Origin of the sequence: Saccharothrix texasensis, from assembly GCF_003752005.1 — a bacterium.
Classification (GTDB): Bacteria; Actinomycetota; Actinomycetes; order Mycobacteriales; family Pseudonocardiaceae; genus Actinosynnema; species Actinosynnema texasense.
On record NZ_RJKM01000001.1, the window covers coordinates 1,497,986 to 1,512,140 of the forward strand.

At 71.6% G+C, this 14,155-nt stretch carries 10 protein-coding genes; 5 read left to right on the forward strand and 5 right to left on the reverse strand.

Going from position 1 to position 14,155, the window contains the following annotated elements; genetic code table 11:
- Nucleotides 1-267 precede the first annotated feature (267 nt).
- From EDD40_RS05495 to EDD40_RS05505, 3 genes are read left to right on the forward strand one after another with little or no spacing between them, the layout of a single operon-like run.
- Nucleotides 268-1,671 (forward strand): glycoside hydrolase family 10 protein, encoded by a 1,404-nt coding sequence (locus EDD40_RS05495; RefSeq protein ID WP_123741913.1) that lies wholly within the window; start codon nucleotides 268-270, stop codon nucleotides 1,669-1,671.
- Between the two features lie 6 nt (nucleotides 1,672-1,677).
- Nucleotides 1,678-3,027, forward strand: a complete 1,350-nt coding sequence (locus EDD40_RS05500; RefSeq protein WP_123741914.1) for an extracellular catalytic domain type 1 short-chain-length polyhydroxyalkanoate depolymerase — start codon at nucleotides 1,678-1,680, stop codon at nucleotides 3,025-3,027.
- Between the two features lie 28 nt (nucleotides 3,028-3,055).
- A complete protein-coding gene (locus EDD40_RS05505; RefSeq protein WP_123741915.1) occupies nucleotides 3,056-4,447 on the forward strand; it encodes a glycoside hydrolase family 10 protein in 1,392 nt (463 codons plus the stop codon).
- A 131-nt stretch (nucleotides 4,448-4,578) separates the two neighbouring features.
- Here EDD40_RS05505 and EDD40_RS05510 read toward each other — a convergent pair whose 3' ends face one another.
- The 3 genes from EDD40_RS05510 to EDD40_RS05520 all read right to left on the reverse strand — a co-directional run bounded on the left by EDD40_RS05510 (nucleotide 4,579) and on the right by EDD40_RS05520 (nucleotide 7,166).
- Nucleotides 4,579-5,070 (reverse strand): nucleotidyltransferase domain-containing protein, encoded by a 492-nt coding sequence (locus EDD40_RS05510; protein ID WP_123741916.1) that lies wholly within the window; start codon nucleotides 5,068-5,070, stop codon nucleotides 4,579-4,581.
- A 64-nt stretch (nucleotides 5,071-5,134) separates the two neighbouring features.
- A complete protein-coding gene (locus EDD40_RS05515; protein WP_148088692.1) occupies nucleotides 5,135-5,752 on the reverse strand; it encodes a hypothetical protein in 618 nt (205 codons plus the stop codon).
- Nucleotides 5,753-5,822: 70 nt separating this feature from the next.
- Complete coding sequence (locus tag EDD40_RS05520; RefSeq protein ID WP_123741918.1) at nucleotides 5,823-7,166, reverse strand: cytochrome P450; 1,344 nt, start codon at nucleotides 7,164-7,166, stop codon at nucleotides 5,823-5,825.
- 521 nt (nucleotides 7,167-7,687) lie between these two features.
- Between EDD40_RS05520 and EDD40_RS05525 the strand changes: the two genes are divergently transcribed.
- Complete coding sequence (locus EDD40_RS05525) at nucleotides 7,688-8,941, forward strand: cytochrome P450 family protein (protein ID WP_123741919.1); 1,254 nt, start codon at nucleotides 7,688-7,690, stop codon at nucleotides 8,939-8,941.
- A 111-nt stretch (nucleotides 8,942-9,052) separates the two neighbouring features.
- Here EDD40_RS05525 and EDD40_RS05530 read toward each other — a convergent pair whose 3' ends face one another.
- A complete protein-coding gene (locus EDD40_RS05530) occupies nucleotides 9,053-10,264 on the reverse strand; it encodes an MFS transporter (protein ID WP_123741920.1) in 1,212 nt (403 codons plus the stop codon).
- Nucleotides 10,265-10,465: 201 nt separating this feature from the next.
- On the opposite strand from EDD40_RS05530, the gene EDD40_RS05535 reads away from it, so the two are divergent.
- Nucleotides 10,466-10,999 (forward strand): winged helix-turn-helix transcriptional regulator, encoded by a 534-nt coding sequence (locus tag EDD40_RS05535; RefSeq protein ID WP_123741921.1) that lies wholly within the window; start codon nucleotides 10,466-10,468, stop codon nucleotides 10,997-10,999.
- A gap of 236 nt (nucleotides 11,000-11,235) precedes the next feature.
- Here EDD40_RS05535 and EDD40_RS05540 read toward each other — a convergent pair whose 3' ends face one another.
- Nucleotides 11,236-13,929, reverse strand: coding sequence for an AAA family ATPase (locus EDD40_RS05540; protein ID WP_123741922.1), 2,694 nt, complete (start codon nucleotides 13,927-13,929; stop codon nucleotides 11,236-11,238).
- Nucleotides 13,930-14,155: the final 226 nt, after the last annotated feature.

A 14,155-nucleotide genomic window follows, 5' to 3' on the forward strand; every position in this document is an offset into this window, starting at 1 on the left:
CGCGTCTCAGTAGGCAATTGGGAGCGCTCCCTGATTTCGTTACGCCGAACAGCGCAATATCGCCGGGAATTCCGTGACCTTCTCTTGTGAGCGTGAACATTCGACTGCCAGACTCCTGCTCGGCACCTTCCCGACCGGGGCTCCACCCCGTTCACCGCTGCGGGGTGCGCCACGCGAAGGCCCGCTCCGGCCCGACCGCACCGGGTGTCGTCCGATCGTCCTGCCCACCACCCGGGCACTCCGGGTGACCTCCCGAAAGGGTGGAGCATGAACCTGACAGCGAAGTCAGCGCCCCGAGCCGCGCTCGTGGTGACAGCCGTGGCGGCCTCGCTCGGCGCGACGTTGATCATGGCCTCCTCGGCGAGCGCGGCCACCACGTTGGGGGCCGCCGCCGAGCAGACGGGCCGGTACTACGGCACCGCCGTGGCGGCGGGCAAGCTGAACGACTCGACCTACGTGAACATCCTGAACCGCGAGTTCGACATGGTCACGGCCGAGAACGAGATGAAGTGGGACGCCACCGAGCCCAACCGCGGCCAGTTCACCTACACCAACGGCGACCGCATCCTCAACCACGCCCTGAACAACGGCAAGCGGGTCCGCGGCCACGCCCTGCTGTGGTACCAGCAGCAACCCGGCTGGGCGCAGAACCTCGGCGGCTCGGACCTGCGCAACGCCATGATGAACCACGTCACCCAGGTCGCCACCCACTACCGCGGCAAGATCTACGCCTGGGACGTCGTCAACGAGGCCTTCGCCGACGGCAGCTCCGGCGGGAGGCGTGACTCCAACCTGCAGCGCACCGGCAACGACTGGATCGAGGCCGCGTTCCGCGCCGCCCGCGCCGCCGACCCCGCCGCGAAGCTCTGCTACAACGACTACAACACCGACGGCGTCAACGCCAAGAGCACCGGCATCTACAACATGGTGCGCGACTTCAAAGCCCGCGGCGTCCCCATCGACTGCGTCGGCTTCCAGTCCCACCTGACCAACTCCGCCCCGTCGGACTACCAGGCCAACCTCCAGCGCTTCGCCGACCTCGGCGTCGACGTCCAGATCACCGAACTGGACATCTCCGGCTCCAACCAGGCCAACGCCTACGCCGCCGTCACCCGCGCCTGCCTCGCCGTCGCCCGCTGCACCGGCATCACCGTCTGGGGCATCCGCGACAGCGACTCCTGGCGCACCGGCCAGAACCCCCTGCTCTTCGACAGCAGCGGCAACAAGAAGGCCGCCTACACCTCCGTCCTCAACGCCCTCAACGCGGGCGGCACCACGGTCACCGGCACCTCGACGACCACGACGACCACCACGAGCACGACGACAAGCACCACGACGAGCACCACGACCACCACCAGCACGACCAACGGGCCCATCCCGACCGGCTGCACCGCGTCCGTGTCGCTGAACTCCTGGACCGGTGGTTTCGTGGCCACCGTCAAGGTCACCGCCGGGTCCACCGCCCTGCGCGGCTGGAGGGTCACCACGTCCCTGCCGTCGGGCACGACCGTCACCGGCGCCTGGAGCGCCAACCGCAGCGGTGACACCGGCACGGTGAACTGGACCAACGTCGACTACAACGGCAACGTCGCGGCCGGGCAGTCCACCGAGTTCGGCTTCCAGGGCACCGGCAGCGGCACCGGGCTCAACCCCACCTGCGTGGGGAGCTGATCCGGGATGAGGATCGTGAAGTCCAGGGTCGCCGCCGTCGTGGCGGCCGTGCTGTCGCTGATCGCCGCGGTCGCGCTCGCGGTGGTCGCGCAACCGGCGAGCGCGGCGTCGCTGACCCGGGTGACCGACTTCGGCGCCAACCCGACCGGGCTGAACATGTACGTCTACGCGCCCGACCGGTTGGCGGCGCGACCGGCCCTGCTGCTGATGGTGCACTACTGCGGCGGTTCGGCGAGCGCCGTGCACAACGGCAACGGCCGCGACTACGTCACCGCGGCGGACCGCTACGGGTACGTGATCGTCTACCCGGAGGCCACCCGCGACGGCCGGTGCTTCGACGTGTCCACCGCGAACGCGTTGCGCCGCAACGGAGGCGGTGACTCCACGGGCATCATGGCGATGGTGTCCCACGCGCGGCAGCGCTACAACGCCGACCCGGCCCGGATCGTCGTGGCGGGCTTCTCCTCCGGCGCGATGATGACCAACGTGCTGGCCGCCCAGTACCCGGACGTGTTCAGCGCGGGCGCGGCGTACTCGGGTGTCCCGGCGGGGTGCTTCGCGACGACCAACGGGTCGCTGTGGAACAGCCAGTGCTCGGGCGGGAACCTCCTGAAGTCCCCGCAGCAGTGGGGCGACCAGGCACGGGCCATGTTCCCCGGCTACACCGGACCGTACCCGCGGATGCAGTTCTGGCACGGCTCCACCGACACCACGCTCGCCTACCCGAACTTCGGCGAGGAGCTGGACCAGTGGACCAACCTCCACGGGCTGAGCCGGACGCCGTCGGCCACCGACTACCCGCAGTCGAGCTGGACCCGCACCCGCTACGGCAACGCCGTCGAGGGCATCAGCATCCAGGGCACCGGCCACACCCTCCCGCAGAACGGGATGCTCGCGTACTCCATCGGCTTCCTCGGCCTGGACCGCCCGTCCACGACGACAACAACAACAACGACCAGCACCACGACCACCACCACCACGTCGACGAGCACCACCACGACGACGCCGGTCACGACGACCACCATCCCGGGCCCGACCGACGCGTGCAAGGTCACCGCGGTGGTCAACGCCTGGGACAGCGGCCTGACCGAGACGCTCACCATCACGAACAACACCAGCTCCGCGTTGAACGGCTGGCAGTTGGCGTTCACCCTCCCGAGCGGGCAGGTCATCACCGGCGGCTGGAGCGCCTCCTACTCCCCCACCAGCGGGCAGGTGACCGCGCGCAACGTCGACTACAACGCGCAGATCCCGGCGAACGGGTCGGTGTCGATCGGCTTCCAGGCGACCCACACCGGGAACAGCGCCGCCGCCGGCGTCTTCACGCTCAACAACACCCGTTGCTACCCGGCGTGATGGACCGTCACACCGATCAGGAGGGCTCGTGACCAGCACGACGAAGAGGCTCGGGGCGGTGGCGGTGGCACTGGCGTCCACCGCCGCGCTGACCCTCGTCCTGTCACCGGCGGCGTCGGCCGCCTCGCCCCTGCGCGACCTCGCGGCGGCCAAGGGGCGGTACTTCGGCAACGCCATGACCGCGGGCGACTTCAACGACTCGGCCTACCGCGCGTTGAGCGCGCGGGAGGCGGGTGTGGTGACGCCCGGCAACGAGATGAAGTGGGACGCCACCGAACCGAGTCGGGGCAGCTTCACGTTCACCCGCGGCGACCAGGTCGTCGCCGGTGCGGTGGCGGCGAACCAGAAGGTCCGCGGGCACACGCTGGTCTGGCACAGCCAGACCCCGGCGTGGGCGCAGAACCTCTCGGCGGGCGACCTCCGCTCGGCGATGGTGAACCACATCAACACCGTCATGGGCCACTACAAGGGCAAGGTGTTCGCCTGGGACGTGGTCAACGAGGCGTTCGCGGAGAACGGCACGCGGCGGCAGTCGTTCTGGCAGCAGAAGCTCGGCGACGGCTTCATCGCGGAGGCGTTCCGCGCCGCCCGTGCCGCCGATCCCGGCGCGAAGCTGTACTACAACGACTACAACACCGACGGCATCGGCGCGAAGAGCGACGGCGTCTACAACATGGTCAAGGCGTTCAAGCAGCAGGGCGTGCCGATCGACGGCGTCGGGTTCCAGGCGCACCTGATCGTCGGCCAGGTGCCGTCCAGCCTGCGGCAGAACCTCCAGCGCTTCGCCGACCTGGGCGTCGACGTGGCGATCACCGAGCTGGACATCCGGATGAAGACCCCGTCCGACAGCGCCAAGCTCGCCCAGCAGGCCCGGGACTACGGCCAGGTCGTCGACGCCTGCTTGGCGGTGGCCAGGTGCGTGGGCATCACCACGTGGGGGTTGAGCGACAACCACTCGTGGATCCCCGGCGTGTTCCCCGGTGAGGGCGCGGCGCTGCCGTTCGACGGCAACCTCCAGCCCAAGCCCGCCTACAACGCCATGAGCACGGCGTTCGGCAACCCGACCACCACCACTACGACGACCACCACCACGACCACGACGACCACCGATCCGCAACCGACGGGCTGTGCCGCCACCTACCGGGTCACCGGCCAGTGGCAGGGCGGCTTCCAGGCCGAGGTCACGGTCAGCGCCGGCGCGGCGGCCATCCGCGGGTGGGCGGTCTCCTGGACGTTCGCCGACGGGCAGACCGTCAGCTCCTCGTGGAACGCGGCACTGACCACCCAGGGCGCGGTCGTGACCGCGAGGAACGCGTCCTACAACGGCGACGTCGCGGCCGGCGCGAGCACGGCCTTCGGCTTCGTCGGCACCTCGACCAGCCGGAACTCGCCGCCGTCGCTCTCCTGCACCACCACGTAGGCGGTCTTCGACCCGCTGTGGGGAGGTGCGCCGACACGCGGGCCGCGTGTCGGCGCACCTCCCCCGACGGCGCGGTGCGCCTGGTCGACGGCCGCACCTGCCGGAAGAACAGGCGGAGGTGCGACCCCGGGTCAGAAGTGCGTGTCGATCCCGAACGCCTCGCGGAGCCGGGCCATGTCGTGGCGGTCCCGGTCGCTCGGCTCGTAGCCCTGGTGGAAGTGGACCTGCTGCTCGGCGGACAGGCAGGGCACGGTGCGACCCAGGACCGTGCCGGTGACGAAGCAGGACGCCGGGTAGCGGAACGGGTTGCCTGGTTCCGGTGAGGCCTGCGTGGCGCTCCCGTCCGGGGCGAAGACGAGGGGGTGCAGGTCGATCTCGCGCCCCTTCGCGTCGGTGACGACGAAGCGCACGGGACGCCAGTCGAGCGTCTCGGTGAAGCCCGCTGCGGCGAGCGCTTCGACGACTGCCTGCTCCTGGTCGCGGCGGTGCACGAGGTCCAGGTCGCGGTGCGGGCGGGTCTGCCTGCCCAGCAGCGCGTCGATGCCCCAGCCCCCGCCGATCCAGACGTCGCCGCCCGCCCGCCCGAGCACGTCGAGGATCTCCAGCACATCGTCTTCGGTCACGGCCGGCCTTCCTGCCGCCTCGCGGAGCGGAAAGCCTACCGAGCCCTCCCGCGAGGGCGCCGGCTCATTTCGGCCGGTGTGGCACCAGCACGCGCCAGCGGTCGGGCAGCGGCGGCAGCACGACGTCCTCCTCGCGCAGGAAGTCGCTCTTCCACCGCTCCCGGCGGCGGCTGTACCGATCGTTCAGCGCGGTCGCGGTGAGGTGGCAGACCAGCGCGGCCACCACGACCACCCGGGCGGCTGCCCCCACCGTCGAGACCAGCACCAGCGTCACCGCGGTGAGCAGGAACAGCTCGTACAGCACCCGGATCACCAAGGTCCACCGGGGCGGCGGGACGTCGGCTCGCAGCTCCGCCAGGGTGTCCACCGGGTCCGCGCCGTGCTCGCGGACGCGGGCGACCTCTCCCCCGCGCCGGCGCGACTCCTGGAAGGCCCCGGCGATCGCGTTCGCCCCGAGCACCGCCGACGCGATACCGGCCGCGGTGGTGAACCACGCGTCCGGTCCCGCGGCCACCACCGCCACCGCGACCAGGAGGTCCGCCACACCCGCGGCCACCAACAGCCCGAGGTCGCGCCGGAGGAGTGCGCGCGGCAACGCCCGCCGGCCGTTCGCCGTCCCCGCCGGGCGCGATGCCACCGTGTTGACCACCTCGTCGCGCGCCCGCCGAACCTCCTCCTCCACCGCCGCCTCCCCCCGCACTCGTTCAGCGACTACGTGGTTCCCCGTTCCGGTGACGCGGCAAACGCCGCCGTCACGCCTCGCCGGGCGTTCGCGGCACGACGGTCATCGGCAGTTGGCTGGGCACCGGCACGTTGGTGACCAGCTCCCGCACCGGTTTGCCGGGCACCGGTTCCAGGCGCACCCGGGACAGCACGGTGGCGATCACCACGGTGATCTCGGCCAACGCGAACGCGCTGCCGATGCACTGGTGCACGCCGGCGGCGAACGGGATGTAGGCGTGGCGCGGCACCTCGGCGGCGCGCTCGGGCAGCCAGCGGTCCGGGTCGAAGCGGTCCGGGTCGGGGAAGCTGCGGGGGTCGTGGTGCAGGGCGTGCGGGCTGACGATGAGCTCGGTGCCGGCGGCCAACCGGACGCCGCCGAGCTCCACGTCGGTGGTGGGCCGCCGCATCAGCAGCCACGGACCGTAGAACCGGAGGACTTCGTTGACCACCTGGCGGGTGTAGGTCAGGCGCGGGACGTCCTCGATCCCGGCGGGCCCGCCCTCCAGCACCTCGTCGACCTCGGCCAGCAGCCGGGACTCGACGTCCGGTCGCCGGCCGATCTCGTGGAAGGCCCAGGCCAGCGCGCGGGACGCGGTCTCGACCCCGGCCACGAACAACGTGATCATCTCATCGTGGACCTCGTCGTCCGTCATGCCCTCGGCGGTGTCCTCGTCACGCGCGGCCAACAGCATCGACAGCAGGTCGGAGTGCTCGTCGGGGTGGGCGCGGCGCTCGGTGACGACCTCGCGCACCGCCCGCCGGACGTGCTCGACCGCCCGGTCGAAACGGCGGTTGACCGGCAGGGGGAGCGCGCCGATCACGGCGGGCGACATCGCCCGCACGGTGCTGTGGGCGACGAGGATCCTGTTGCAGCGCAGGAACTCGCGCAACGCGGGGGTGTCCAGGCTCTCGGAGAACAAGGCCTTGGCGACCACGGTCCCCGCGACGACGTGCATGTCGTCGTCGATCGGGCGCGCCTCGCCGGCCCGCCACGAGTCCACCATCTCCGTGGCGGCCTTCGACATGCTCGTGACGTACCCGGCGATCTCCCGCCGGTGGAACGCCGGCTGCATCAGCCGCCGCTGACGCCGGTGCTGCCGGCCGGTGGACGTGACGAGCCCGTTGCCCATGAACGGCCGGAGCTTGTCGAACACCCGACCCCGCTCGTAGTTGCCCGCGTCGGCCACGAGGACCTCGTGCACCAACGCCTTGTCGGTCAACACGTACCCGGGCTGCGAGCCGATGTGGACCTCGACGATGTCGCCGTACCGGTGCAGCGAGGAGGTGAACTTGGTCCGCTGCGACAGCAGTGGAATCGTGTGGCCCAGCAGCGGCAGCCAGCCCGGCGCCCTGGGTGCTCTGGCAGTTGACATGGCGAGATCTCCCCAGTGAAGGATTGCTCCGCCCGCCACGCGGGCCGTGATCACCCCGGTGACGGGAAATCTCTGTCAGGACGACGCCGTCGCCTTTTCGAAGCCCGGACCGCGTTGTCCCGTGTCCCGCGCGAACCCCCTTGCCCACGACCGAGAAAGCCTAGCTCACGGGCACCGACGACGAACAGGTCGAAGCCCGCGGTCCGGTCGTTGTCACTCGTTTGACCCAACGGGAAAAACAGTGGCGGCGAATGTTTTGCCCCGTCACGGCGCTTTTCGGAACGGTCGGGATGCGCGCCCCTGCCTCGCCGGTGCGGAGCCGTACTCGCACATCGTCTTTCCTCGACCGAATCCCCTGCAATGGCTAGGCTTTCCGTGACGGGCGGTGGCCCGAATCGGTCGGGGCCCGCCGGCCGGCCCGGCGGAGTGCCGACCGCGCGAGGTGATCCGGGAGGCGCGTCGAGGGTCGACGCGGGCTTCCGCGGCGTCCGCCGGACATTCCGAGACGGGAGCTAGTCGACATGACGAGCCACACGAGCCACCCGGTCATCGACACGACCGGGCGCGACATCCACGGTGAGTCCGAGCGCCTGCGCGCCTTGGGACGCGCGGTGCGGGTGGAACTGCCCGGCGGGGTGATCGCGTGGTGGGTCACCGACCACGCGCTGATCAAGCAGCTGCTGACCGACCGGCGGGTGTCCCGCGACACCTACCAGCACTGGCCCGCCTGGGAGAACGGCGAGAGCGAGCTGGCGCAGACCTGGTCGCTGTCGATGTGGGTCGCCAAGCGGAACATGATCAGCGCGTACGGCGCGGAGCACGGCAGGCTGCGCAAGCTGGTGGCCAAGGCGTTCACCGCCCGCCGCACGCAGGCGATGCGCCCGCGCATCGAGGCGAGCACCGCGGAGCTGTTGGCGGGCTTGGCGGAGGTGCCGGCGGGCGAGGTGGTCGACCTGCGCGAGCGGTTCGCCTACCCGCTGCCCGTGCAGATGATCTCCGGGCTGCTGGGCGTGCCCGACGAGATCCGCGGCCCGCTGCTCACCGCGGTGCACGAGGTCATGGACACCTCCGCCACCCCGGACCAGGTCATGGCCAACGCGCTGGAGGTGGACCGGCTGCTGCACGAGCTGGTCGCGGTCAAGCGCACCAGGCCCGGCGACGACGTCACCACCGGCCTGCTCCAGGCGCAGAACGACGACGGCGGCCAGATGAGCGAGGAGGAGCTGGTCGCCACCATCATGCTGATGTTCACCGCCGGCCACGAGACGACGGTGAACCTGTTCGACCAGACCATCTCCCTGCTGCTGACGCACCCCGCCCAGCGCGCCGCCGCGCTGGCCGGCACGGTGCCGTGGGAGGACGTGATCGAGGAGTCGCTGCGCCTGGAGGCGCCGATCACGAACCTGCCGCTGCGCTACGCGGTGGAGGACATCGACCTCGGTGACGCGTTCATCCCGAAGGGCGACCCGATCGTCATCGCCTTCGCCGCCGGCGGGCGCGACCCGAAGGCGCACGGCGACACCGCCACCGAGTTCGACCCCACCCGGCCCACCCGCCGCGACCACCTCGCGTTCGGCCACGGCACGCACCACTGCCTGGGCGCGCCGCTGGCCCGGCTGGAGGCCGCCGTCGGCCTGCCCGCGCTCTTCACCAGGTTCCCGCGGATGCGGCTCGCGGTGCCGGCCGGCGAACTGCGGCCGCTGGGGTCGTTCATCTCCAACGGCCACGCGGCGTTGCCCGTGGTGCTGACGCCGAACGACGAAGGAACTCCCTGAGCGGGAACCCCGTCCCACGAGTGGGTCGTCACGACCGTGCGACCGGTGCCCCAGGTCGACGACCTGGGGCACCTCCTCAGCGGACTTCGTCCACAGTGGACGGAGGTCGGATCAGGCGGCCGGCTCGGCCGTCTTCTCGATCACCGGCGGCTTGAGGTAGCTGGTGGCCCAGGCGAGCAGGACGCCGACCACCGCGATGGCCGACGCGGTGATGATCGGGGCCGAGGGGCCGAACCCGCTGATCGCCACACCCCCGGCCGCCGAGCCCGCCGCGATGCCGATGTTGACCGCGGACGCGGGCAGCGAGGACGCCACCCGGCCACCGGGGCCCGCCAGGGTCACCACGCGGAGCTGGAGGGACGGGGCCATGCTCATGGCGAGCACGCCCCAGAGCAGCATCACGAGCGCCACGAGGACCGGGATCGAGCCGACGAAGTAGAGCACCAGCAGGGCGACCGCCGTGCCGGCGGTCCCGACGATCAGCGTGCCCGAGGCGCTCTTGTCGGCGAATCGGCCGCCGCCGAACGAGCCCACCGCGGTGGCCACGCCGTAGGCCAGCAGGAACGCGCTGACCAGCGCCCCGGTGATGCCCGTGACGTTCTGCAGGAACGGCACGATGTAGGTCAGGGCCGTGTACAGCGACGTGAAGACCACGATGTTCACCGTCAGCATGAACAGCACCCTGGGCGCGAAGGCGTACTTGGCCTGGCCGGCGTCGGCCGAGGCGTCCCGCTCGGAGCCCGCCACCGAGGGGACCAGCACCATGGTCGCGACGAGCGCGAGCACGCAGAGCACGATGATCCCGGTGAACGACCCGCGCCAGCCGAAGCCCTGGCTGGCCAGCGTGCCCAGCGGCACGCCCACCGCGGCCGACACCGTGACCCCGGAGATGATCAGGGCGATCGCCCGGCCCACGCGCTCCGGCGGGACGATCGCCATGCCCGCCACGAACGCGACCCCGATGAACAGGCCCTCGACCGCACCGGCGACGAACCGCGCCGCGAGGAATAACGCGTAGTGGGAGGCCAGCACCAGGACCAGGTTGGCCACGATGAACACGACGAGCGCGCCGACCAGCACGGTCCGCTTGTTCAGCTTCATCGTCAGCATGGTCAGGACCGGGCCGCCGATCGCGATGCCCAGCGCGAACGCGGTCACCAACCCGCCGGCGGCGGAGACGGAGACGTCGAGGTCGGCCGCGATCAGGTCCAGCACGCCGACCACGAGCAGTTCCGCGCAGCCCATCACGAACACACCGAAGAACAGCGTGACCAGGACCAGGGTTGTGCTACTCCGACCTGGCGCCGCTTGCTGGGTACTCATGTGGACCTTCCTTCGGGGTGCCTGCGTGGTGGTTCTCGTCGTTGCGGGAGACCGTCGCGGGGGCGTCGGGTCGGTGCGCGGCACCACCTCGGGCAGGGTTGCCCAGCGCCGTGCCCCAGGCTCGAACTGCTCTCCTTCCGCAACCGGTTGCACACTAGGGCACAATGGCGGGGGCAGGCAAACGGTCCGGAGGTGGGTGCGGTGCGGAAGGACACGCGGTCGAGCTGCCCGATCAGCCTGTCGCTGGAGATCTTCGGCGACCGCTGGACGCTGCTGGTCCTCCGCGACGTGATCTTCGCCGACGCCCGGCACTTCCGGGAGCTGCTCGCCGGTCCCGAGCGGATCTCCTCGAACGTCCTCGCCGACCGGCTCGCCGCGCTCGTCGAGCACGGGTTGCTCACCAAGGCCGACGACCCCTCGCACAAGCAGAAGGTCACCTACAGCCTGACCGAGCAGGCGATCCAGCTGGTGCCCGTCTTCGTGCAGCTCAACGTCTGGGGCATCCGCCACCTGCCGGTGACCGACGTGCACACCGCCCGCGCCGAGGTGCTCGCCGCCGGCGGCCCGCCCGTGTGGGATGCCTTCATGGACGAGCTCCGGGAAGCCCACCTCGGGCCACACGCACGGCAGCGGCCGGCGCCGAGCGGCCCCACCGTCGCGGCGCGGATGCAAGCCGCTTGTGCCGCCGCGCTCGACCGCGTGGACGACAGCTCCCCGAGCCTCCAGGACCACTAGGCGAGTCCGACCGGGGATTCACTCGAACGAGTGACGGAATCGGTGCCCGGACACGACGAACCGCTGTCCGCGGGAGCCGGGTGAGGCAGTCGACCGGTGGCCTGGCGTCGTCCACGGCACACCGTGGACAGGACACTGTGGACGGTGTGCCGCGGACAGGCGCGCCCATCGCCCGGGTCCCGCGTCGGCCGGCGCCTCCGCTCAGGTGAGCGGGGCGCCGGCCGGGCGGGGAGGGCTCAGATCGTCTCGACCGCCGCGCCGGAGTACAGGCCCCTGGCCAGTTCCGAGCGCCGGTTCACCTTGAGCTTCCGGTAGGTGCGCGTCAGGTGTTGCTCCACCGTGCTCACCGTGATGAACAGCTTGGTGGCGATCTGCCGGTTGCTGTACCCCCAGGAGGCCAGCATCGCGACCCTGGCCTCGGCGTCGCTCAGCGACCTGCCGTCCGCCGGCGCCCGGTCGAGCGGGGACGTCGCGGGCTGGGACGTGCGACCCGGAGCCGGGGCGTCGCACTGCTTCGCGATCAGCCCGGCGCTGCGCAACGCCAACCGGGACTGGCTGAAGTTGCCCAGCTCGTGGTAAGCCCACCCCAGGTCCGAGAGGGTGTGCGCCAGTTCCAGCCGGTCACCGGTGCCCTGCAGGGCCTCCACGGCCGTGCCCAGCATGACGACCCGGCGGTTCGGGTCGGTGGTGGCCGCGACGATCCGGATCGACACGGCGCGCAGCCGGGCGTCCTCCGGTTCGCACAGCTCGCTCTGCTCCTCGGCCAGGTGCCGGGCGCGGTCCGGGTCGCCGAGCCTCAGCCACGTCTGCGCGGCGTCCGTGCGCCACGGCACGAGCGTCGGCGAGTCGACCCCCCACTTCACCATCAGCTCGCCCGCCGACTGGAAGTCGTCCAGCGCCGCCCGGTGACGGCCGCTCGCCTGGTAGTACAGGCCCCGGGCCCGCAGGTAGTGCAGCCCGATCGCGGTCTGGAACACGGCGTCCGGCACCGGGGTGCGCAGCTGGTCGGAGGCGTCCTCGACCCGGCCGGCGGCCAGGTGGGTGCGGACCAGGGTGCCGACCGGCAGTCCGATGACGACGCCCCAGGCCTCGACGGGCAGGATCTCCAACGCGCGCTTGCCGTGGCGGAGGGCCTCACCCAGCTCGCCGCGCCTGAGGGCGATCTCGGCGCGCATCGCGCTCAGCAAGGCGTGCCACGTCGGCATGTGGCGGCCGGCGACCTCGTCGGCCAGTCGCTTGCACCACGACTCGGCGTCGGCCAGCCGCCCGCTCGCCATCAGCGCGGTGAGGGCGTCCAGGGTCTGCACGAGGGTGTGCTCCTCGACCCGGCCGGTCTGGAGCACGCGCTCGGCGGTCGCCAGGCCCTTCGCGCCACGCCTGTCGCCCCCGGTCGGCACGAGTTCGGACAGGGCGAGCCGGCGCGGGCCGGTGGTCTGGGCCTCCAGCGCCTTCGCCTGGTCCGTGTGGCCGAACCACGTCAGGAGCTGGACCACCATGCCCGCGTACCGCTCGGTGAGGTGCCCGGCGCGGGCCGCCGCGGTCAGCTCCCCGATGTGGGCCGTCGCCGCGACCGGGTCGACGCGCCACTGCACCCGGGCGATCATGGCGGTCGTCGTGGCCCGCTGCCGCTCGTCGCCGCCGGACTGCCTGGCCAGCCACAGGCAGGCGCGGGCGTGGTCCATGTCGTCCTCGGCGAGCGCCTGCTCCGCCGCCTCGTGCAGCACGGGGACCAGGTCCGGCTCGACGGCCGCGCCCGCCTGGACGAGCTGGCGGGCGATGCTCGCCGGCCCCGACCCCTCGGTCCGCAGCAGCGTCGCGGCACGGCGGTGCAGTTCGGTGTGCTCGGCCGGCGGGATGCCGTCGAGCACGGCCGCGCGGGTCAGCGGGTGGCGGAACCAGTCGCCGTCGAGGACGCCGCACTCGTTGAGCGCGACGGTCGCGCGCACCGCCGACTCCGGCTCCACGTCCGCCAGCTTGCCCAGCAGCAGGGACAGGCACGGCTCGGCGAGCACCGCCAGGCCGCGGGCGACCGCCCGCATGACCTCGCAGGTGTCCAGGCAGCTCAGCACGGTGTGGGCGAACGCCGGGCCGATCACCAGCTCGTCGCCCGGTCCGGTGCCGCCGTTGTCCTCCGCCAGGGCGCGGACCAGCAGCGGGTTGCCGCCGGTGGTGGCGTGGCAGGCCGCGGCCAGGTCGAGCGCGCGGACCGGTCCGAGGGACTCGGCCAGCAGCGCCGCGACACCGTTGCGGGACAGCGGTTCGAGCCGGATGCGGCGGCACAGCGGCGCGCGCGGCAGGCCGGCGCGCAGCAGCGGGTGGCGCTCACCCGCGAAGAGCCCTTCGTTGAGCACGATCATCACGCCGCCGGACCGCACCCGGCGCACCACGGACGACAGGCACTCCAGCGACTCGGCGTCGGCGTTGTGCGCGTCGTCGACACCGATCAGCACCGGCGCGTCCGAGCCTTCCACGTGGTCCAGCAGCGCCATGCACAGCCCGTGGTGGACGACCGGTGAGACGGTCGAGCTGCGCGCGGCTTCGGCGAGCAGCCACGACACGTGCGTCGCCGCCTCCGGGGGCAGGTGCGCGCTGCGGAAGAGCTGACCGAGCACCCCGAAGGGCACGGCGCGTTCGGCCCGGCACCCCGAAGCGGAGAGGAACACCGCGCCGCCGACCACCGCCTCCTCGGCGAACTGGTCGAGCAGTTCGGTCTTGCCGGTGGCCACCGGCCCGCTGACGACCGCCATTCGCCCCTTGCCGCGTCGGCATTCGGCGAACAGCCCGCGTAAGTCGGATAATTGCGTTTCCCGTTCGAACATCACTGGTCCCCCAGACCACTCCGATGATTCGCGCCGAAGACTGCCTCGACTTACCAAGGCCACCACACGGGACGCGGCCACGACGGACACCCGGACGTCGAGCCGCGCCATACTCCCCGGTGAGGTGACCTGCCGGCGGGGGCCCCGCACCGCGCCCCCGCCTGAGCGACCCCGCTGTCACCCCAGCATAATGATCTCCACCGCGATCGCGACGGACCGCCGGATAGCGCTTCGGCACCGGCCCGCCGGTCGACTGTCACTCGTATTTTCCTTGTGCCACCGAGGTATCCGCCCGTCCCGCGAAAGCGTCCGGGTGTGACGACCAGTCAGCCGCCAC

Coding starts and splice junctions, on each gene's coding strand:
- EDD40_RS05495 (WP_123741913.1), top strand. CDS start 268: ATGAACCTGACAGCGAAGTCAGCGCCCCGAGCCGCGCTCGTGGTGACA.
- EDD40_RS05500 (WP_123741914.1), top strand. CDS start 1,678: ATGAGGATCGTGAAGTCCAGGGTCGCCGCCGTCGTGGCGGCCGTGCTG.
- EDD40_RS05520 (WP_123741918.1), bottom strand. CDS start 7,166: ATGTCAACTGCCAGAGCACCCAGGGCGCCGGGCTGGCTGCCGCTGCTG.
- EDD40_RS05525 (WP_123741919.1), top strand. CDS start 7,688: ATGACGAGCCACACGAGCCACCCGGTCATCGACACGACCGGGCGCGAC.
- EDD40_RS05530 (WP_123741920.1), bottom strand. CDS start 10,264: ATGAGTACCCAGCAAGCGGCGCCAGGTCGGAGTAGCACAACCCTGGTC.
- EDD40_RS05540 (WP_123741922.1), bottom strand. CDS start 13,929: ATGGCGCGGCTCGACGTCCGGGTGTCCGTCGTGGCCGCGTCCCGTGTG.